Origin of the sequence: Bacillus salacetis (genome assembly GCF_003581585.1) — a bacterium.
GTDB classification, from domain to species: Bacteria; Bacillota; Bacilli; order Bacillales; family Bacillaceae_B; genus Rossellomorea; species Rossellomorea salacetis.
In genome coordinates, this window is record NZ_QXIR01000019.1 from 42,581 (window position 1) to 62,217 (window position 19,637).

23 protein-coding genes are annotated in these 19,637 nt (G+C 43.2%); 2 read left to right on the top strand and 21 right to left on the bottom strand.

All coding sequences use genetic code 11. The features are described 5' to 3' along the window. Window positions 1–203: 203 nt before the first annotated feature. The 3 genes from D3H55_RS14160 to D3H55_RS14170 form a co-directional block, all read right to left on the bottom strand. Complete coding sequence (locus tag D3H55_RS14160) at window positions 204–1,085, bottom strand: tyrosine-type recombinase/integrase (protein ID WP_168413097.1); 882 nt, start codon at window positions 1,083–1,085, stop codon at window positions 204–206. 276 nt (window positions 1,086–1,361) lie between these two features. Beyond that, entirely contained in the window at window positions 1,362–1,562 is a 201-nt protein-coding gene (locus tag D3H55_RS24965) for a hypothetical protein (protein WP_119547733.1), read from the bottom strand. 135 nt (window positions 1,563–1,697) lie between these two features. Beyond that, on the bottom strand, window positions 1,698–1,940 hold the full coding sequence (locus D3H55_RS14170; protein WP_119547735.1) for a hypothetical protein: 243 nt from the start codon (window positions 1,938–1,940) through the stop codon (window positions 1,698–1,700). 45 nt (window positions 1,941–1,985) lie between these two features. On the opposite strand from D3H55_RS14170, the gene D3H55_RS14175 reads away from it, so the two are divergent. Next, entirely contained in the window at window positions 1,986–2,759 is a 774-nt protein-coding gene (locus tag D3H55_RS14175; protein ID WP_240628585.1) for a GNAT family N-acetyltransferase, read from the top strand. Here the strand turns inward: D3H55_RS14175 and D3H55_RS14180 are convergent. The 18 genes from D3H55_RS14180 to D3H55_RS14270 all read right to left on the bottom strand — a co-directional run bounded on the left by D3H55_RS14180 (window position 2,745) and on the right by D3H55_RS14270 (window position 19,175). Continuing rightward, window positions 2,745–3,278 (bottom strand): GNAT family N-acetyltransferase, encoded by a 534-nt coding sequence (locus D3H55_RS14180; protein WP_240628586.1) that lies wholly within the window; start codon window positions 3,276–3,278, stop codon window positions 2,745–2,747. The two genes, D3H55_RS14175 and D3H55_RS14180, sit on opposite strands and share 15 nt — an antisense overlap. A gap of 2,258 nt (window positions 3,279–5,536) precedes the next feature. Then, the gene (locus D3H55_RS14185) at window positions 5,537–5,797 is read right to left on the bottom strand and encodes a hypothetical protein (RefSeq protein WP_168413098.1); all 261 of its coding nucleotides are present in this window, start codon (window positions 5,795–5,797) and stop codon (window positions 5,537–5,539) included. A 48-nt stretch (window positions 5,798–5,845) separates the two neighbouring features. Further along, on the bottom strand, window positions 5,846–6,055 hold the full coding sequence (locus D3H55_RS24345) for a hypothetical protein (RefSeq protein ID WP_168413099.1): 210 nt from the start codon (window positions 6,053–6,055) through the stop codon (window positions 5,846–5,848). Between the two features lie 286 nt (window positions 6,056–6,341). Further along, window positions 6,342–6,905 carry a nucleoside/nucleotide kinase family protein gene (locus tag D3H55_RS14195; protein WP_119547839.1) on the bottom strand — a complete coding sequence of 188 codons (564 nt, stop codon included), beginning with the start codon at window positions 6,903–6,905 and terminating at the stop codon, window positions 6,342–6,344. 846 nt (window positions 6,906–7,751) lie between these two features. Further along, a complete protein-coding gene (locus D3H55_RS14205) occupies window positions 7,752–8,141 on the bottom strand; it encodes a VOC family protein (RefSeq protein WP_119547743.1) in 390 nt (129 codons plus the stop codon). Further along, entirely contained in the window at window positions 8,138–8,899 is a 762-nt protein-coding gene (locus D3H55_RS14210; RefSeq protein ID WP_119547745.1) for a class I SAM-dependent methyltransferase, read from the bottom strand. The genes D3H55_RS14205 and D3H55_RS14210 overlap by 4 nt, the downstream gene beginning before the upstream one ends. A 35-nt stretch (window positions 8,900–8,934) precedes the next feature. Then, complete coding sequence (locus D3H55_RS14215; RefSeq protein ID WP_119547841.1) at window positions 8,935–9,474, bottom strand: DJ-1/PfpI family protein; 540 nt, start codon at window positions 9,472–9,474, stop codon at window positions 8,935–8,937. 17 nt (window positions 9,475–9,491) lie between these two features. After that, window positions 9,492–10,058 carry a SurA N-terminal domain-containing protein gene (locus D3H55_RS14220; RefSeq protein WP_119547747.1) on the bottom strand — a complete coding sequence of 189 codons (567 nt, stop codon included), beginning with the start codon at window positions 10,056–10,058 and terminating at the stop codon, window positions 9,492–9,494. 153 nt (window positions 10,059–10,211) lie between these two features. Next, window positions 10,212–10,430: a hypothetical protein gene (locus tag D3H55_RS14225; protein ID WP_119547749.1), complete on the bottom strand. Its 219-nt coding sequence runs from the start codon at window positions 10,428–10,430 to the stop codon at window positions 10,212–10,214. A 46-nt stretch (window positions 10,431–10,476) separates the two neighbouring features. After that, on the bottom strand, window positions 10,477–10,731 hold the full coding sequence (locus D3H55_RS14230) for a DUF2651 family protein (protein ID WP_168413100.1): 255 nt from the start codon (window positions 10,729–10,731) through the stop codon (window positions 10,477–10,479). A gap of 129 nt (window positions 10,732–10,860) precedes the next feature. Beyond that, window positions 10,861–11,127, bottom strand: coding sequence for a hypothetical protein (locus tag D3H55_RS14235; RefSeq protein WP_119547753.1), 267 nt, complete (start codon window positions 11,125–11,127; stop codon window positions 10,861–10,863). A gap of 135 nt (window positions 11,128–11,262) precedes the next feature. Next, window positions 11,263–11,550 carry a hypothetical protein gene (locus D3H55_RS14240; protein ID WP_119547755.1) on the bottom strand — a complete coding sequence of 96 codons (288 nt, stop codon included), beginning with the start codon at window positions 11,548–11,550 and terminating at the stop codon, window positions 11,263–11,265. Window positions 11,551–11,849: 299 nt separating this feature from the next. Then, window positions 11,850–12,116 (bottom strand): hypothetical protein, encoded by a 267-nt coding sequence (locus D3H55_RS14245; RefSeq protein WP_119547757.1) that lies wholly within the window; start codon window positions 12,114–12,116, stop codon window positions 11,850–11,852. A 731-nt stretch (window positions 12,117–12,847) separates the two neighbouring features. Then, a complete protein-coding gene (locus tag D3H55_RS14255; RefSeq protein WP_119547761.1) occupies window positions 12,848–13,519 on the bottom strand; it encodes a 5'-methylthioadenosine/S-adenosylhomocysteine nucleosidase family protein in 672 nt (223 codons plus the stop codon). A 544-nt stretch (window positions 13,520–14,063) separates the two neighbouring features. Beyond that, window positions 14,064–14,609, bottom strand: a complete 546-nt coding sequence (locus tag D3H55_RS14260) for a hypothetical protein (protein WP_119547763.1) — start codon at window positions 14,607–14,609, stop codon at window positions 14,064–14,066. Window positions 14,610–14,735: 126 nt separating this feature from the next. Beyond that, the gene (locus D3H55_RS24350; RefSeq protein ID WP_168413101.1) at window positions 14,736–14,888 is read right to left on the bottom strand and encodes a hypothetical protein; all 153 of its coding nucleotides are present in this window, start codon (window positions 14,886–14,888) and stop codon (window positions 14,736–14,738) included. A 390-nt stretch (window positions 14,889–15,278) separates the two neighbouring features. Continuing rightward, a complete protein-coding gene (locus tag D3H55_RS14265) occupies window positions 15,279–18,482 on the bottom strand; it encodes a bifunctional cytochrome P450/NADPH--P450 reductase (RefSeq protein WP_119547765.1) in 3,204 nt (1,067 codons plus the stop codon). A gap of 30 nt (window positions 18,483–18,512) precedes the next feature. Then, entirely contained in the window at window positions 18,513–19,175 is a 663-nt protein-coding gene (locus tag D3H55_RS14270; protein WP_168413102.1) for a TetR/AcrR family transcriptional regulator, read from the bottom strand. Between the two features lie 116 nt (window positions 19,176–19,291). Here D3H55_RS14270 and D3H55_RS24355 point away from each other — a divergent pair, with 116 nt between their 5' ends. Continuing rightward, the gene (locus tag D3H55_RS24355; protein ID WP_168413103.1) at window positions 19,292–19,594 is read left to right on the top strand and encodes a hypothetical protein; all 303 of its coding nucleotides are present in this window, start codon (window positions 19,292–19,294) and stop codon (window positions 19,592–19,594) included. Window positions 19,595–19,637: the final 43 nt, after the last annotated feature.

Consider the following 19,637-nt stretch of genomic DNA (forward strand, 5'->3'; position numbering starts at 1 on the left):
ATATTGAAAAAAGTTTCACCTTTCCCTTCAAAAAAGAATCCTGTTTTCGCATATGGTGTTACTTCGGAAAAATGCCAATTGCCGGTTTTACGGTTATTTACCAGGATATAAATTGTAATTTATATCAAACAGCAACAAAGTTTACGAAAACAGCCATAAAAAAAGCACAAAATCACGATGATTTCATGCTCGTTCTTTCGTTCTTATATCCTGCCTTTCACAAACGTCCTTTGGATTGCGTCTTCGAGGGCCATCTGCTCCATCCGTGATTTGGCATACTTTTTGGTGACATTGATATCCTTATGGCCGGCAAGCTTAGAGACCACTTCGATGCTGATCCCCTTGTCGACAAGCTGCTGGCAGAATGTATGGCGGAGCTTATGTGGATTGACATCAAATTTTTTCAATATATATTGTATCGATCGTTCAGTTAACCGTTCTTGTGACTTCGAAACAAAAAGTGCGTCGTTAACCGCCCATTCTTCTATGTATTTTTGCAAAAAATGTGCTGCTTCTTCAGACAAGGGAATCACCCGCTGATCGCCAGTCGGTGCCTTGACCGATATACGTTTGGCACCCAGGTCCACATGTGATTTGTCCAGTCCGCATAATTCCGAGACACGGATACCCGTATGGAGAAGAGTATAAACTATCGCTGTATTCCGGCTGTTTCCATCATCTTTAACCTCTTTTAATAAATCCCCGCATTGAAGGGCATTCAGGCAGTCAATTTCCTGATTCTTTTCTGCTGTCCTGATGTCGATTTCAGTGGTTAGTTCCGGTTTCTTCAAGAATTTAGAATACGTCCTGATCACACCGAGAATTTTATCGGTTGTAACAGGGCTCCGACCCTGTGCCTCGAGAAAGTGAATGTAGTTCTGCACTTCCCCGCGGGAAAATTCATTCAGGTTCTTTTCGTTCATTTGAAGCCAGTCCTGGTATTTCTTCAGTTCTCTTTCATAAGTTATTACCGTGTTAGCTGACTTTCCTTCCTGCTTAAGCCATGCTGTAAACTGTTCGATAAGATCATTAGGAGACTGTTCCAAGATTCCAACACCCCTGTAAAAAGACTTGGTAGCTAACATGTTAATGGCAAGCAAACAGGAAGTCAACTTCTGCGAATCAAATTGCCTGTATTTTCAAAATCATTTAATCGCTGCTCCCATGTCATGGTAAAATAGTTACCATATTCATTTCGTGATCCCAGAGTTTATCAGGTAAATGTCAGGCTGGAAACCGCGAAGGGAAGCCGTGCTCATTGTATGGTTGACAGCGGCGGTCACCGGCTGGGAGCAAGTCCTTTTGAATCCGGGGAAAAAACGCACTGGAAGCCCAATGCGTCCCATTCCTTTTCCCCCGCTCTATCTGTATGGGTATCCCCAGCCGGGTCCACAGCATGGATACACGGGCGGCGGTGGCGGCGGTGGTGGCGGGTACCCATAAAACGGCCTCGGGTAAAGTAAGGCAGATCCCAACAATCCTCCTGCCAAGCCTCCCAGGAACGGCCAGCCGAATCCAAAGACCCGCTGGTCCTGCGGTTGATAAGGGCTTCTATAATACATATATACTTACCTCCATTTCTCTAGGTATCTATACTATATATATGCGGAGAGCCTTTGTCGGCTTGGGCATTTTGCCCGGGACGGCCCGATATTAAGTGGAAGCAAGGAAATTTTGATCGATCTGCACTGCCAGTTTTATCTCGAGTGATGGATGGCTTCGCTTGCCCTGCGAACCGACTCTTTAGGTACAAAGAGCTGATATGTCGAAGCAAAGCCGTAGCCTCCACCCTGTCCTCCTCCTGAGCTGATGGATTTGGTTTTATAAGGGATCCCTTGGTTTTCAAGTTTTCCTTTGACTGTTGAATACTCGCCGACATCCTGTGTTGAATAGACCATTTCCCATTTAGCAAATACCTTTTTGAAAAGTTTTTTCAACATACGATCTCCTCCTGTAAATATCTTCAAGCGAAAGGATTATTTATCATGTTAAAAGTAGCAGCAGCCAGTTTTGAAGAAGTATTGAATAGACTTGATGGCCGGAAAAAGAGGATGCCAGCTTTTGTGCATTCTGTACTTAGTCGGACAATCAAAGGGCAGGTGTTTGTGGATTCTGGCTCAGGCCAGTCATTCCTTATCGGAACAGATGCCGGTATTTATTTTGTTGCAGGAAATACTCGTAATCATCCATTCAATCATTTTATTTTTGAATTTGGCCGGCAAAGAAAACATAATGATGGACGATTCACTTTATTTTCTTCCTCATCATCCTGGGATCTCGTGATCAAGGAGCAGCAGTCTATAAGTTTAAAGCAGATGAGGCGGTGTTCTTTTATTTTCAAAGACAAGGATGTGATAGCCGAAAAGAATCTGCCAAACCAGTATTATATGAAAAAAATTGATGAAGACCTCGTTAAAAATAGCAGCGAATTCAATGAAGGGTACTATCAGGAGTACTGGGGTTCGGTCTTTAATTTTATCGAAAATGGCGTTGGTTATGCCATTTTGCACAAGGAAAAAATAGTTTGTGAGTGCACATCCATCTTCTCTTCTGATCGTTTTGCTGAAATTGATATCGCCACCCACAAGGATTATAGAGGAAAAGGATTGGCATCCCATACAGCCAAAGCATTCCTAAAGGATTGCCTGATGAATGGCATTATGCCTCGATGGGATTGTGATGTGGCGAACGATACGTCTGTCCACCTGGCGAAAAAACTGGGATTTTCCGATCGTGTAGAACATTCAATCTTTTATTAAGGAATTGACAGGAGCGGCCCACACCATCAGATCAGATTCATAGTCGAGGTCGCTGACTTTTTCAAAACGGCATTTCTTGTAACTGGAAATAGCTCGTTCATTGACTTTCTTTACTTCTAATACAACCTTAGAGGCCCCTCTTTCCAGAAGATATTGCAGCATCATTTGGATCATCCTCGTGCCTATCCCCTTCCCCCACAGCCGGGTATCACCGATGAACTGGTCAATTCCGAAATAATGGTCTTCGTCCAGTCCGTATCTCTTCAGTTCGGATTGAGGAACCTTATAGTATTGAATATACCCAATCGGCTGCCGGCTGTATTCGACTATACACGGCACTACGTAATGATGCCCGTCGATTCGGGGGCCGTATTTTTTTATGACCCTTTGCTTCGTTGAAGGCGGCTCTTCATAAAACTCCAGAACATTGCTGTCATTCAGCCATTTAACCATCAGGTCTATATCATCCCAGTTCATGAGCCGTATGTGCAGCTCGTCTTTTAAAATCACAGATTTCACCAACGCTTTCCAAAATAATCAATGCTTCACGAAATACTTTTCAAAAAATATAAACCAACATAAATAGCAGCACCGCTAGCCATAATGATAAGGAACATCAAGCTCGTTTATGGCTTGGTATACCTCGCCACTCACAGTCATGGCGAACGAATTATCAGCCATCATACTCCTGTGTAGGAAGATAATCAATGCAAGAGCATACCGCCAGCAATTTCAATCCATCCTTTTTTCACGGCTCCACCTCATTATGTTGATGATTATTTTTAGTACTTTCGTGCCCTTTCACTAAGGTAAATCTGTATTTAGAGGTATGTTCTTTCTTTAATCTTGCCGCTTCAACATACGGTTCGGGCTGGAGGGATATGTTTCTCTTTTTATCGTTACCCTTCCAATCGCGAATCGTCGTGGAGAGGTATGTTTCTCCTCTAATCGTACCCTTTCAGATCGCGAATCGTCGTGGGGAGGCACGTTTCCCCTCTAATCGTTACCCTCCGGATGGCGAGACGGACGGGAGGGGTATGTTTCTCCTCTAAACGTTACCCTCCAGATGGCGAATCGCTATGGAGAGGTATGTTTCTCCTCTAATCGTTACTCTCCAGATGGCGAATCGCTATGAAGAGGTATGTTTCTCCTTTAATCGTTACTCTCCAGATGGCGAGACGGACTGGAGGGGTATGTTTCTCCTCTAAACGTTACCCTCCAGATGGCGAGACGGACGGGAAGGGTATGTTTCTCCTCTAATCGTCTCCTCTCAGACGGTGAATCGTCGTGGAGGGGTATGTTTCTCCTCTAATCGTTACCCTCCAGATGGCGAATCGCTATGGAGAGGTATGTTTCTCCTCTAATCGTTACCCTCCAGATGGCGAATCGCTATGGAGAGGTATGTTTCTCCTCTAATCGTTACCCTCCAGATGGCGAATCGGCGTGGAGAGGTACGTTTCCCCTCTAATCGTTACTCTCCGGATGGCGAGACGGACGGGAGGGGTATGTTTCTCCTCTAATTGTTACCCTTCCGATGGTGAATCGGCGTGGGGAGGTATGTTTCTCCTCTAATCGTTACTCTCCAGATGGCGAATTGCCCTGGAAAGGCACGTATTCCCTCTAATTGTTACCCTTCCGATGGTGAATCGGCGTGGAAAGGCACGTATCTCCTCTAATTGTTACCCTCCAGATGGCGAATCGCTATGGAGAGGTATGTTTCTCCTCTAATCGTTACCCTCCAGATGGCGAGACGGACGGGAGAGGTATGTTTCTCCTCTAAACGTTACCCTTCAGATGGCGAATCGCTATGGAGAGGTATGTTTCTCCTCTAATCGTACCCTTTCAGATCGCGAATCGTCGTGGGGAGGCACGTTTCCCCTCTAATCGTTACTCTCCGGATGGCGAGACGGACTGGAGGGGTATGTTTACCCTCTAATCGTACCCTCTCAGATCGCGAATCGGCGTGGAGAGGTATGTTTCTCCTCTAATTGTTACCCTTCCGATGGCGAATCGCTATGGAGAGGTATGTTTCTCCTCTAAACGTTACCCCTCAGACGGCGAATCGGCGTGGAAAGGTATGTTTACCCTCTAATTGTTACCCTTCAGATGGTGAATCCGCGTGGGGAGGTATGTTTCCCCTCTAATCGTACCCTTTCAGATCGTGAATCGTCGTGGGGAGGCACGTTTCTCCTCTAATCGTTCCTCTCCGGATGGCGAGACGGACTGGAGGGGTATGTTTCTCCTCTAATCGTCTCCTTCCAGACGGCGAATCGGCGTGGAGGGGTATGTTTCTCCTCTAAACGTTACCCTCCAGATGGCGAATCGCTATGGAGAGGTATGTTTCTCCTCTTAACGTTACCCCTCAGACGGCGAATCGTAGTAGAAAGGTATGTTTACCCTCTAATTGTTACCCTTCCGACGGCGAATCGTCGTGGAGAGATATGTTTCTCCTCTAAACTTTACCCTCCAGATGGCGAATCGCTGTGGAGAGGTATGTTTCTCCTCTAATCGTTACTCTCCGGATGGCGAGACGGACGGGAGGGGTATGTTTCTCCTCTAAACGTTACCCTCCAGATGGCGAGACGGACTGGAAGGGTATGTTTCTCCTCTAATCGTACCCCTTCAGCTCAAAAAACGGACTGGAGAGGCAAATTTCCCCTCTAACCGAGCCCTCCAAACAACAAACTACCATTCAATTGGCATCTCACCCACTAACGTTAACCTTAATTCGTTGCCCTCAACTTCACTTTTTAACTGTAACCCAGAGTATAGAAACATTAATAAAGCTTATTGGTAAGCAGACCCCAGATAAGGACAATTACTGCATTAATAAAGTAGACAATCGCATAACCAACAGCAATCATTCCCGCACCAAATCCCGCTTCGTCAAAGGGACTGATTGAAATGGCTGTCAAAAAGAAAATCACGGGAGTAAGCAGTAATAGAACAATCCCGGAAATTACCCGTCGTTTCAAACTGCGGCCAGAGAGTTTAAAGACCAAGGCATCTGTCCCTGCAATCAAAATAGCCAGAATCATAATAAATAATAAGAGCATTGTTTATCAGCACCCGCCGTTCGCAGTGTATTAAGGAGTAGTCCACAAAAAAGTGGTGACTACAAAAGGGACAACAACAGAGATGAATATTATCAATGCATTTCCCAAGATGGATACCTGTTTGAATCGGCCCTTCCCTGCAAAGAGAGCAGCCACCAAACCAATGCCCGAAAGGATTACTGCTGGCATCAGGAGCCTATCATGGCCCATCAGTACAGCAAAGTATGAGGCAGCAGCCATTATAAAGAGCGAAAATGAAATAGGGCTTAGTTTTTTCTTCAGTTCTCTCACCCCCATACTTGAATGGACGATATGCGGCATGTATTAGTTTCAAATCCGTTAGTATCCTGAATTAATTGTTTCTTTTATTTAGTGAAGAAGCTCTGGATCCGCTTTTAAAGTCATGATGGGATTTTGCCTGACCATGCAGAATGCATACGAATCGGCTCAACAGGACCTTGATTCTCCTTCATGAAAGAAAACGTATAGGAATTCTGGAAGAAAGGGTAAATGCAGCACAGCTCCTCTATTCAGATATCCTTCCTTCTTTTGCTGATTTGATTTTTTCAATGATAGCACTTGCAATGCCGGGTATTGATTGGGTACCGTCCACAATAAAATCCGAATTCAGTTTCACAGTATCAAGCATGGCAAGGTACCCCTGCCTTCCTCTCTTAATATAGCTCTCCATATCCATCCGTATGTCAGCCGATGAACTGCTGCCATGGTCCCTCATCATCCTGCGGGCCATGGCGAGATCCAGGGGTGTATCAATGAACACTGCAAAGTCTATAAGATTGCGGGTTTCACGATGTAAATAGGCGAAAGGAAAATCTACAATTATGTAATCGAGAGGTTCAGAGAGTAATTTTTTCATCTCCACAACTAAGGGGGACAAGTTCCACTCTTCCGGTTTGCACCCGTTTTCAATCCATTGCATCATGTCATCTGGACCGTCAAAGTCATAATCATCAAAGAACAGCGCTTTACACTCTGGCAAAGTTTCTTGTAAATGATTGGTAATGGTCGTTTTCCCTCCGCCTGATACGGCGGCAACGACTATGACGAGTGGCAGTCCATGTTGTTCCATATTCAATTGGAAGTCTCCTTTCATAAGCACTTTACCAGAGGGTTCGCTCTACTCCAAAGGTATTTTCTCCGACAAAGTCTGTCCGCTTTCAGCTTTCCACTCAACTTCCAATGTGATATTCTCTGCGAACTCTTTGATATTATTAACATTCGAATTAAGGCTCCCTCCGCCTTTTGGTATGCTGATGTTTTTGTCTTTATCCTTGGCTCTTTTCGTAAACTTTGTTGCTATTCAATATAAATTTCAAATAATATCCTGGTATATCGTCGTAAAAACCCCCGGTGAGAAGGCAAGAAAAGAGCTGCTCGTCCCTTTTCGAGAGTAAAACCTTTGTATACAGGGGAAAAATCCGGCACCTGGGATTTTTCCGAAAGCATCAATATATGCGAAAACAGCCTTATCCTTAGAGAAGCCGGAACTGTTTCCATGAGGATGAGACATTGAATAATTCACCTCTTTTGGTGCTGTCTCACCTTTGTACCTCAAATTGCCTCCTACGTAGTACTTTTCCTGATCGGCTGTAAAGACAACTTGGATAGTCCCTTTCCACGAAGATGACTCTCCTCGGATTACTTGTGTCTCATCTCTTTCGACGCCCATACTGCCCGAAAGAATGGCAAACAGCAGAATAATCGGCGCTATGGTTTTAATGAAACCCCTCCTTCAAGGTTTCTTATAAAAAAATCCGATTAAAGTTGTTATACAGCCTGCGGCAAAGACAACCTGGACATAATTTGTTGGTGGACTTTGACCCGGGATGGAGAGGTTTTGAATGAATATGCTCACAAGGATAAGGGCTATCCCTACTAACATGATTTTGACAGGCTCTTTGATTTGAACTCCTCCTCACCCTGATTTGGACTTGATTCCAAAAGCGATCCATCTGCCATCAATATCTTCTGCAACAAATTCTCTGTTATTATAATCCGTTCTTTTCAACTTCCGTATAATTGTCACCCCGGCTTGGATGAACTCTTCCTGTAGCTGATCCTGATTCTCCGTTATGAAATAACCATCGTATCCGTACCCATATAGATGACGGTTGGGAATGGCCGTCTGTCCATTTGTACGGGTCAGGATAATTTCTGTATGATCTCTATATAAACAAATATGAGGTTCCGCTGCGTCCATATAGGAGACAATTTCAAAACCCATTTTTTCCTTATAAAACATGGTGGTCTGTTCTGGAGACTCTGTAGGAAAAATACAATGCGATTTCATTAAAAATCTGCTCATATGGAGAAATTCTCTTTTGAAAATCCGCAAAGACAGACCTCCGTCTTATAACGAAGGGTGATCATTCCCTCTTGCTCGTGCTTCTTATACAATTGACGGAGGGCTTCAATGAATTCTCCATACCTCTCATCAGTTTTTGATGGCGTGTAAGAGAGCGACAGTGCTCCTCCTACAAATGCTTCTTCGGTCAATGTATGCTCGTAATCATATAAACTTTTAGTGTAAGCTTTACCAAAGAACTTCATTTTTTCTTCATCAGGATCTAAATCAGAAATTCCGGCATTCTCCTTTACTTTGAACCGATGCAGCAAACCAGTATATTCCTCAGGCAGCCTGCCGTCCATCCTCATTTCATTGAACACTATCATGACGCAGCCATCTTCTTTAAGGATCCTTTGGAATTCCACTTTACACTTTTTCTTATCAAACCAATGAAAAGCCTGCGCAATGGTAATGAGATCCACACTGTTATCCTTCAGACCCGTCTCTTCTGCCGCGGCATGCACGAACTCTATATTATTGTCATAGAAGCAATAATCCCTTCCCTCTTTAAGCATTTCACCATTAGGCTCGATTGCAAGTACCTGACTTCCCGTCTCTGCCAGGATTTTGGTCAGAAGGCCAGTGCCAGCACCTATATCTGCAATGGTACAACGTTCATTTATTCCTTTTTCCTTAAGTAGCTGTAGAATTTCTCTTGGATAAGAAGGCCGGCCAATTGCATAGTCCCTGGACCTGCCATGGAATTCAGTTATCATATGTTCTCCTCCTGTCCGGATTGACAGCCAATCCGCTACTCCCTATACCAGTCCACGTCAAAGTCCAAGCCCAACGCTTCTCCAAAGCAAGCCCCAAATCTAATGAATCCACAGCCCCTTGCCGTGATGATGTTTCCATCACTTACGACAAGGTCATCAGAAAAATTCTCCTCCTCAAAGCAACCAGCCGACTTTCTCCCATCTTTGGTCATTCCAATCGTATATTTCTTCCCTTTCAGCAAGCCTGCTTTCGCCAGAAGATAAGGGGAGCTTGAAATGCTGCCGATGATATCAGCGTGATTCTTTACTTTATCAATAAAATCGATATACGCTTGTTCATTTTCAAGAGCAAAAATATCCATGCAGCCTGTCATTAAAAGACTGTCGATTACATCAGGATCCAGTTCATCCATCGTTGCATCCGGCATGCAGTTCAATCCGGACTCTCCCTTGATCGGATTTGAATCCACTCCCACTGTCACCACTGTTTTTCCTCCCTGCATCAAAACAGACAAGGCAACACTTAATTCATACTCACTGAATTGTGGATATAAAAGAACCGCTGTCTTTTTCATTGTTTCCACTCCCGCTTTCATTCCGTTAATCGATCTGTAAGCTCGTTGATTTCCTTTTCATGCTGCTCGCTAAACTCACTGGTGATTTCATCTTTAAAGCCATTCCACATTTTCCTTTGTTTTTCAGGAGAAAGATCTGCCTGGACAATTTGATCATATAATTTATTTTCCAATAATTTGCCCTCAATGGACTCGTAAGCATAATCCCGGTAATACTCCTCGATCGTCAGGTCCAAGTCTTCAAGCATCTTACTGAAATGATCGTCCTGACTTTGGCTGGCCATTTCAATATTGAAGTCAATAGCATCCTCGATTTCCTCTTCGGACACAGACAAGTCTCTGCTTTCAGCTTCATATTTCAATATGTATTCCTCCACTAATTGCTCAATAGCGACACTCCGGGACTGTTCTTTCGATTGAACTGGGTCAATTTTATTTAAAGTCTCCATTCTTCTTTCCAGCCGATCTTCTGTTACATACTCATTAAGACCATCTACACCGGATAATCCTGTTTGCTTTTCAACTGCTCCACAACCTGCTGATAAGGCACTTGTCAGCAGGATAATACTAAATATCCTCCGCAATAAAAAACAACTCTCCTATTGTTAACAAAATTTTCAGAATGCACGTCTGACCCTTATTTTACCAGAGCTGGGTAAATACTTAAAATGATTAAAAGCTTGAAGGCATAAAAAAAGACTTAGATAACTGGTGCTCTAAGCCGTCTTAAAAGGGATTTATTTTTTCTTTTTCAAGCGTAATCGTCTTTTATCAGCAGCACTAAGAATCATTAAGAAAGCCATAAACCAAACAATTGCTTTGATAATAATCGTTATCGAAGAAGGAAATGGCAACAGAAGGGTAATCACAAATAATAATATCTCACTCAATAAAATAACAACCAAGCCTAGAAAAAATGCGGCTTTCTCTGGTAACGCCATAACTGCTTGCAACATGGTTCACCTCATTTTCGCTTTTCGAGATTTTAAATACAATTTCACTTCATGAGGATGTCCTGGTACGTCTTCTGTCTGCTGTCCTTGTCATCAAACCAGCGGCAAGTGAAATCAGTGAATAAATAATGATCGGAAGATACCCTGCTTGGAATATATTTGTTACTTGTAAAATTAACAGTAATACTAATACAGTCAGAGAAACAGAAAAGGCGCTGCGGCTGGTCTTCGTACCAGCGATAGAAATGATTATCACAAGAATTGGCATGAAAACGTATAGCAGCAGAAACACTGTACCAATCATCATAAATCCCCCTGCCCAAGATATTCTGAAAAGGACCTACATATATTACGATTAAAATTGCTAATTGGTTTCACACAACTCTGATAATTAGGGGTGCAACAGACTTAACGAGATCACTTGAGGTGCTACTTAAAAAAAGAAGAAGAAAAGTAAGATATTAACCACTGTTATGACCGAGCCAATAATCGTTGATGGATGCAATGCCAATTTAGATAAACAGCTCCAAATCCCCATTATGATAGAGGCAATTCCTGCTATATAAATCAGGGAAAGCAAAGTCCATAATAAGGTTTGACTCCCTCCGCCAAACCCAACAACGAAGATCCCGATAAATGTCAGTGTCACAAGGATGCTTAAGAATAAGAAAGTGTAGCTTTTCCATAATTTCTTTGTCATTCAATATCCTCCTCATTAAGTCGTTTACAATGAAGGACAACATATAGAGAAATCCAATTCTGAATCTGCCACGCTGACAAGCGGAATCAAAATGGCTATGACAGCAAGATGATTTTCGGCTGAAGTTCAGGCAGATCATGTATTAGGCGGGTTAAACGTTTGTCCCATCATAGCGATAAAGACCAAGGTCCCCGCGCTGAATAGAGCAATATATATCGCCACTCCAGCAAGTATGTTTTTTTCCGTTTTTTTAGTGATAGCCATAACCGCGAAAACCAAAGATAGAATGATGGACAACACTACAAGAGCCAAACCGGAATAGAACCCAATCCTTATGAATCTATAAAGTATTGCAATGAAGAATGGCAAGGGGAAAATGCTGAGTATCAAAGACCAGCAGCTTAACCACGAGAATGTTTTCAATTAACCACCACTCCTATACGTGACTATGCCCCTAACTAAGAGACTTGGTTTATTATTGGTGGAACTACTCAATTTCACTTACTTATTAGTTAGACGATAAGCTGTTGGAATAAGTTTCGGATGTGCCATTGGGGACTGAATGAGTCAGGATACAAAAGGGGTCACTTTCATTGTTTAGTTATTGTCTTTCAACCAAAGATGCAGGGAAACTGGTAGTTACAATCCTTTTCAGCTGCCGTTCACCTGCAGCTTTTGAGAGGATGATTGCGTAATACTCTCATGATTAAGCATCACTCTTACTAATAAAATGTTAAATAAAGTACAGTAGCTAAAAGAAAAACACCCATAATAATATAGGCTGTAAATTCTCCTTGGCTTTTGTTCTTATAACTCAAAACGGCTAATGAAACTAAGAAAAGACACAATAGTGTTTGACCTATTATGGTTATATACAAAATTCCAGGTGATGAATATCCTGTTTGGTTGAAATAAATAAGCGACCCGAAACTCCATAGAATCAGTAAAACTCCGACAAAGTTAATCCAGAAGCTTTTAGACTTTGCCATCTTTATCCCCCCTTCAAGAATTAGACGAATAACCAATTGGTTCAGTTTCGGTTTACAGAAGGATGACCATGCCGCGGCCAATAACTACTTTTTGTCTTGTAAAAAAGTTTGCTTCATTTTCGTCTTTCTATATAGAACAACAGTATAAATAACACAAAGACTAACTCCGCAGGTTCAAAAGAAATAAGCTAAAGCCACCTTCTCTTCCCAGTTGCTGAACGCCTGAAAGATATTAATGGCAGCCAAAAAGAAAGCTATGTATATTTGAACCCCAGGGACGTCTTTCGTAAATAGCCCTCTCCACAATCTTCATAAATAGAACCAGGGCCGCAACCGGATGAATTTTCAATCTTCAGTTATTGCCCGGTTTGTTTATATTCATTAGCAACCCACAGTTAACCAAAGAAATGGTGAAAACAATTAACAACAAGAAGCATGCTGACTACTCCCCAGGCTGCTGTCCCCCATATCCACCTTATGATGGATTTAGCTTTTGCCGAACTCTCATCGCTTCCCAAATTTGCCTTGATAGAAGCGAGCTTACTTTCCATCCTTTTTTTCATGGAAAAGAGTACAAAAAATCCGGATGTTATGATACCTATAGTTATAACCAAAATGAACAGGTCCACTTTGCAACCCCCACTTCCCCTGTGAATCTCCCTTAATGACGTCTATGTATGTGCTTCTTACACGATTTTCTACATAATAATAGATTCATTTTTATAATTTACCTAAATAAATCTTGTTAAGTATTGATCAAATATTTTGTTCATAACCTTCGGGGTGTTTTCTATATAAATATTCATCTGTTCAGCATTCGACTTGAACTCAGCAGAGTTACTTTCTTCTGATGGAAAATCAGATATTCCTTTAATGATGATGCATTCCACATCATTCTTCTTACAGATATAAGCTACGGCAGCCGCTTCCGTATCGGCTATTACTATTTGGTTTTCTTTCAGTTCTAAGTAGTCCTTCCACATAACAACTGCTTTATCCGCAGTGCCGATTGTTCCGGTATGAAAATCATCCCCATAATTTGATAGATCGAAATCGACTATGAAGGACTGTTTGATAAAGGGCTCAATTTCTTTTACTGTGCAATCGTATTGGACGGCTTTATCTGGTAAAAAAACATCCAAAACACTGAACTTATCATCTATTCCAGCACAGGTTCCAGCCACGATGACTTTAGTTAAATTGAACTTTGAAATCATATACTGATTACCGCCAACACCGTTTACTTTTCTCACACCGGTACTATAAAAGATAAGCTCAGCACCATTAATGGTCCTCATAAAATATTCGCCGTAAGGGTAGCCAAAGCATTCGTTGTCCTGTATGCTGAAGTACTTCAGTGCTGCTTCATATTCCCATTTCGTCGCTATACTAATTCCTATCATTGAGTTATCACCATGCTTTATGTAATGAAAAATTCCTGCCCCTTTCGATCAACAGCCCGGATGGTTGGCAGGTCTTACTTAACTTATTTCTACAAATGAAGACCAGGAGTATGCCTGTACATTTTCATATAATGACAGATTAGCTTATTTGTTAGCTATTACATTTAATAAGTCAGCAATCTCCGCTAACCAAAGTGCAGATAACCCAGTACCTATAGCTATGCAAACCAATGCAAGGACGCCGATCAATTTAAAAGTGCAGTCGTCAAATTTCACCTCTATGCCTCCCCTGGTTACTCATCTGAAAATCACTCTATCTATATTTACCTTTTCTGTTCTATTAATGAATTATCCAATTTTTTCTATTGTAACACATAATCCTTTCCAAGAACCTGTCCTATATAACGCCTCCCTTTTGATGGGGGTATTCCGAATAAAAATAAGGAAAGCAGGTCTGATTCATACCTGAATTAACCTGCTTCCCTTGTTTTACGTTTCTATCAAAAATGTAACATAGTCACAGCTTAATGGAAGACGGCAAACATTATTCCTCTTCTTCCTCACAGCTGGTAGAATACAAAATTTCCACACCGCACAGGGTTTCGACCATTACATCTTCAAATACCTTCGCAGCTACCCCGGTAAATGTCTGGCACAGGTTCGATATATCATCATTGAAGAATTGAATCACTTCCGGCGTGAAGACAGGGTATACCGCATTAGTCCCGCCAGGTGTCTTCGGCCGGACAACGACCTCCTCGAAATATGGATTGCCGGACAACGCTGTTTCTACCAGTGCCGCCACCGCAAAAGCTTCAAGCGGGCAAGGCAGCGGTTCAACAATTTCCTGTTCAGCATTGATGACCAGTACATTGAGCGTGATATTCCCGAACTCGACAGTCGGCTTCAAAAGCGTAGCAAGAGCTTCGGCTTTTTGATTATCATTCACCGTCACCAGTGCAAGATAAATTGCCCCCACCGGGATCAACGGGCCAACCGTTACATCCGGATCCGCTCCAATGGTATACTTCAATTCATTGAAATATGTTACCCACGGCGGAGCAAGCCCAACACTTTGGTTGTTTTCCATCGTCTAAATTCCTCCTTCATGAATCTAGTTTTGTACTACGTAATATAGTATTCATTTAAGAGGAATTGGTGTGGGGAGGTTCCGGCTGGATCGTGGTTTTTTAGCACTATCTCTAAAACTTGTTGACTAGTCTTCTTTATTCGTAAGGAATTCCTTTATTTCATCTAACTTCCTATCCATGTCATTTATCCGTTTGTATATATTATTAAAAAAGTGAGCAACTCTAGATATCAAATAAATGGCCAGCAATAAAATGATGGCGCCCATCAAAGGATCCATATAATTCCTCCCAGCTCTTTGTATTATTATATTACTCTTCTAAAATAGTAAAACCTTTTTAAAACTCCTCTTTTGTAAAAAAAGTAAATTATGATTAATGGGAAACTCCCCTTTCAGAAAAAGTTTTCAGTGCATAACAGGGTGATTTGACGAGAAACACACCATTATAATAAGTAACAGAGTATATAACAGGGTGTTTAAACGAAAAACACCTGATTATAAAACAGAAACAACATTACAATAGGATGTTTAATCCAAAAACAACCCATTATAAAAGCAATTCTCGTTTATACCAAGATTATTCTCACAACCAAAAACCCCGCTGCAAAGCAACGGGGCTGTACCTACTATAGTTCATAAATTTCCCTAACCAAAACAGCGGATTTAAAATCAAACACCGGCCCAAACATCTTTGGCGTAGCGCCCTTCATCCTGCAAGGCTGCAAGCCATTGTTTAGACTCCTGCTCTTCCACACCATGCTTTTCCTGATAAGCTTCCATGAGGGTCGTTTCCACCTCGGGAGCCATCCTGCTTCCGTCGCCGCAGATATAGAGATGGGCGCCCTTATCCAATAGAGCCAGGAGTTGGTCCGCATCCTGTTTCATGATGTCCTGAACATAGGTCTTCGGCTGGCCCTCAACACGAGAGTAGGCGGTCCGTACGGAGACAATCCCTTGATTATCTGCTTCTTCCAGCTCAGAACGATAGAGATAATCCAGTTCAGGATGCCTGCAGCCATAGTAAAGGACTGCTTCCCCCAGTGCCGCGCCTTTCTGTTTTTGAATGCTGCGGGCTTGCAGGAAGCCTCTGAAAGGCGCAATCCCAGTTCCCGGTCCGACCATGATGACAGGAACCTCAGGGTCCTCCGGCAGCTGAAATCCAGATTGAGGGCTGCGTGTGAAACATAAAATGTCTTCACCAGGCTGGCGATCAGCCAAATAGTTGCTTGCTACCCCTTTGTATTCACTATTCCCGCTCCAGGCAGGTCCTTTTACCACACCGACCGTAATGCTCAGACGGTCTGCTTCAGCCTGAGGAGAGCTTGAAATGGAGTAATATCTTGGTTTCAGCGGTGGCAAGAGCTCCAGGAACCGCTCAAACGGCAGTTCACATGCCTCATATTTTTCAATGAGATCCAGCATGGACACCCTTTTCTTCAAGATCGTCTCTTGATAGACGCCCTCTTCGGTCATTTGTTCCAGTTCTATTTTATGGGGCGGGCAGACAGTTGCTGCTGCAAGTTCGCGGATTTGTGCACGGGTTGCCGCTTCTTGCACATCCACACTACTTCTTAACAGCTCATGAATGGCCACAGGACGGTCCAGTGGCAGATGAGCTGCACTGCGGCCGCTGGCAGTCAGTACTACCTGGTCATTTCCATTCATATCAAATCGCTTAAGAATCCGGGTGACATTCTCATCGCTGTTTTTCGGCAGCACACCCAGATGGTCTCCCTCCTTGTAAGCCAGTCCTTCTGGAAGGGCCACCTCTATATGGCGTGTGCTTCTTTCACTTCTTTCAGATTGCAGCTCCCTATTTTCCAGAATATCCGCATTGACCGCTTCATACGTCCGTGCAAGCGGCGAGCCGCTGGTTTCGCTGACAAACTCAAGGCTCAATGTGCTTTTGTTCTTTTCAAACTGTTCATTCTGCTGGAGGCCAAACGTATCTTTTGCATCGTCCCACATTTTCTGTTTCCATTCATCTAGCTGCTCTTCAAAATCGCCGCTGACATCTCCTTCTCCTCTCGCCGAGAAACGTTCTGCCCCTTTTTGTTCAAGCAGCTCATCAATAAGCCGCGGAACATCTTGATAGGTACTCGCCCAGTTATGGTCGCCGCAGCCGAAGACCGCATATTTCACTCCAGCCAAATCACCTTTTGCCGATTCTTCCAGCCACTGAACGAATTGGCCGGCATTATTTGGCGGGTTTCCGTTATAGGAAGAAGTGACGATCAGTACAGCACCATCCTTGGGAAGATTTCCTATCCCATCGTTAAGGGAGGTGATTTCCGTGCGGATTCCAAGCATCGTCGCCGTATCCGCCAGTTCCCTTGCCACCCCTTCTGCCGTTCCGGTATCCGAACCGTATAATACATGCAGCGGGCGGTCGTTCACACCGCTGATCGAAGCAGGTTTAAGATCCGATTGATGATCTGCATCCCCATCCCCTGTTTCTCCATCTGTCTTTTTGAAATACGGCTGGATCGAACTATTGTCGCGTGTTTTGACCCTGATTTTAAAATCATTCGGTTTCAATGTCAGGGTTTGTTTGACTTCCATCTCATAATTCGTATGATCGATAAACTCAAAGTGCTTCAGTAGCATCCCAAGCACAAGGGTGGCTTCATGAAGGGCAAACTGCATGCCGATACACGCACGCTGCCCGTTTCCGAAAGGTTTATAGGCATGATTCGGTACTTTTTCTGCATCCTCGAATCGTTCAGGTCTGAACTCCTCAGCATCCTGACCCCATGCATCCTTATCACGATGCAATTGGGGAATCAGGACCATGACCCGGTCTTCTTCTTTTTTAAGCTCATACTTTCCGCCGATCACTGTATCTTCCTTGGCATATAGGCTGAAAGCAGGCGCAGTCGGCCATAGACGCAGAGATTCGTTCAGGATCATTTTGACATACTTCAATTGCAGGACCTGTTTATATGACGGAATATCGTCGGTTAAAACCTCGTCGACTTCTTCATACGCCTTTTTCAGTTTTTCAGGATTGCTTAGCAAGAAATAAATGGCAAAGGATAATAGTCCGCTGGTTGTTTCATGACCCGCAATCAGGAAGGTGATGATCTGGTAGCGGATGTTTTCATCATCCAGCTTTTCACCCGTTTCAAGATCATTCACATTCAACATGCGGGACAGCAAATCATTTTCTTCAGAGGAATCCTGTTGCTTCCGTTCGGCAATGATGCTGTCAACTAAAGAGAACATCCTTTGAATATCGTGTTGAAATTGGCGCTTGGTTCTGATCATCAATTTATCCTGAATATCCAGGCGCTGCAATTGGTGCATCGATTCATTCAGGGCACGCACCATACTCACGATGAATGGATGATTCGTCTCACGGTAGAAGCTGTTGAATCGGTAGTTGAAGCCGCATAATCCTATCGTATCCAGTGTAAGGCGGGTCATATCCTCCGGCACATCCACTTCTTCATTGGGGTTGAGCCTTCCCCATTTTTGAACAAGCTGGAGGGCGATATCAACCATCATGTCATGATATCCCTTCATCGCCCGTTGGCTGAACGTCGGCAGTAGGATGTTGTGGGCTTTTTGCCAATTGGGTTCGTGTGTCCAACTCGTAAATAAACCATCCCCTGCATATGGACGGACCTTCTCGAGCGGGCCTTCTATACTTTTATCGAATCGGGATTGGTCACAGACTTCCTTTACCAGCTCATGTCCGGATACAACGATCGTCCTGTTCACCGGCAGCTGCAAGCTGAAGATCGGACCTTGTTCTTTGGCAATATCCATCATGGATAGAACCGGCTTGTCTTTATCCACCAAAGGCAGATTCCCAAGCGGCCCATACGTTTTCGGCTGCGGAATTTCGTTTAACTTTTCCAAGAAGAACATCCTTTCAAAGATAATATTTTTGTGGTGAAATCATTTCGGTTCTTGATCACAAGGATTTTTGATGAAATTCACTTTCAAACTGCGTTTAACCGTTTCTCTCCATTGTTTCTCGTCCTGAATAACCGCCGTGAACTTTGCGAGCACATGTGGAGCGGCCTGCTGATAGGCGACAGACGACATTAGCATGACAATCAATTCTTCCGGGTGCTGATCGGCCAGCACGCCCATTTCAATTCCTTTGGCAATGAACGGATACGTTTGATCATGGAATGGCTGAATCAATTCATTGAATAGGTGGTCGAACCGCTCTCCCTGCTGGACCGTTTCATTCATGATGAACAAACTGAATTCCCTGTGTTCAAAACTCATGTCGACCAGCCGGTCAAACAGATTCTCCAGCAATCTCTTCATCTCAAAAGCATCTTCTACATGATCAAGCTCAAAATCATTAGTCTGCAGCACCGTCCAGGAAAGACTGGATATCACTTCATCCCACAGTGCCGCTTTGGAACCAAAATGGTACTTGATGAGCGCCATATTCACCTTCGCATCCGAAGCAATTTCCCTCAGACTCGTATCCTTGAATCCTTTCGTAGAAAAAAACTTTGTCGCGGATTCGATGAGATCAGCCTTTGCCACCTCATTTTCCTTCAACGGCCTTCCTCTACTATTCCTCAACCCTTCTTGAGACACATAAATCCCTCCCGCCCAAATAAGTCGAATTACCCATTAATTAATCATTTGATTAATTAATTTATTTTAATAAATAGTTTACCATTTATGAGAATAAAAAAACATTCAGAACCTGTTTGGATTTAGTAAAATTTGATGAAGTAATCGACCAAAAAACCGGCAGCCCTCTTAAAAATCGGCCTATTCCTCAAGGAAATAGACCAAATAAAACGTTGAGCCTGAAAAAATTGGTGCCTTTCTCGAATGAATGCACCAATTTTTTGACCGCTCTTATAAGAATTGGTTCAATTTCTGCGGGAATAGACCAAATAATCAAGAAGCCCATCAATATTGGTCAACTGCACAAAGGAACGCACCAAATAAATAGCCCGCTCCACCAAAATTGGTCCCTTCCTCGCGGGAATTGGCCAAAACCATAGCCAACCACAAAAAAATTGACCCATTCCCCAAGGAACTGGCCAA

Excerpts from the sequence above, each read along its gene's own strand:
- D3H55_RS14160 (WP_168413097.1), bottom strand. The coding sequence starts at position 1,085 with ATGTTAGCTACCAAGTCTTTTTACAGGGGTGTTGGAATCTTGGAACAG.
- D3H55_RS24965 (WP_119547733.1), bottom strand. The coding sequence starts at position 1,562 with ATGTATTATAGAAGCCCTTATCAACCGCAGGACCAGCGGGTCTTTGGA.
- D3H55_RS14170 (WP_119547735.1), bottom strand. The coding sequence starts at position 1,940 with ATGTTGAAAAAACTTTTCAAAAAGGTATTTGCTAAATGGGAAATGGTC.
- D3H55_RS14175 (WP_240628585.1), top strand. The coding sequence starts at position 1,986 with ATGTTAAAAGTAGCAGCAGCCAGTTTTGAAGAAGTATTGAATAGACTT.
- D3H55_RS14185 (WP_168413098.1), bottom strand. The coding sequence starts at position 5,797 with ATGATTCTGGCTATTTTGATTGCAGGGACAGATGCCTTGGTCTTTAAA.
- D3H55_RS24345 (WP_168413099.1), bottom strand. The coding sequence starts at position 6,055 with ATGGCTGCTGCCTCATACTTTGCTGTACTGATGGGCCATGATAGGCTC.
- D3H55_RS14195 (WP_119547839.1), bottom strand. The coding sequence starts at position 6,905 with ATGGAACAACATGGACTGCCACTCGTCATAGTCGTTGCCGCCGTATCA.
- D3H55_RS14205 (WP_119547743.1), bottom strand. The coding sequence starts at position 8,141 with ATGAGCAGATTTTTAATGAAATCGCATTGTATTTTTCCTACAGAGTCT.
- D3H55_RS14210 (WP_119547745.1), bottom strand. The coding sequence starts at position 8,899 with ATGATAACTGAATTCCATGGCAGGTCCAGGGACTATGCAATTGGCCGG.
- D3H55_RS14215 (WP_119547841.1), bottom strand. The coding sequence starts at position 9,474 with ATGAAAAAGACAGCGGTTCTTTTATATCCACAATTCAGTGAGTATGAA.
- D3H55_RS14225 (WP_119547749.1), bottom strand. The coding sequence starts at position 10,430 with ATGTTGCAAGCAGTTATGGCGTTACCAGAGAAAGCCGCATTTTTTCTA.
- D3H55_RS14230 (WP_168413100.1), bottom strand. The coding sequence starts at position 10,731 with ATGATTGGTACAGTGTTTCTGCTGCTATACGTTTTCATGCCAATTCTT.
- D3H55_RS14235 (WP_119547753.1), bottom strand. The coding sequence starts at position 11,127 with ATGACAAAGAAATTATGGAAAAGCTACACTTTCTTATTCTTAAGCATC.
- D3H55_RS14245 (WP_119547757.1), bottom strand. The coding sequence starts at position 12,116 with ATGGCAAAGTCTAAAAGCTTCTGGATTAACTTTGTCGGAGTTTTACTG.
- D3H55_RS14255 (WP_119547761.1), bottom strand. The coding sequence starts at position 13,519 with ATGATAGGAATTAGTATAGCGACGAAATGGGAATATGAAGCAGCACTG.
- D3H55_RS14260 (WP_119547763.1), bottom strand. The coding sequence starts at position 14,609 with ATGGAAAACAACCAAAGTGTTGGGCTTGCTCCGCCGTGGGTAACATAT.
- D3H55_RS24350 (WP_168413101.1), bottom strand. The coding sequence starts at position 14,888 with ATGGATCCTTTGATGGGCGCCATCATTTTATTGCTGGCCATTTATTTG.
- D3H55_RS14265 (WP_119547765.1), bottom strand. The coding sequence starts at position 18,482 with ATGTTCTTCTTGGAAAAGTTAAACGAAATTCCGCAGCCGAAAACGTAT.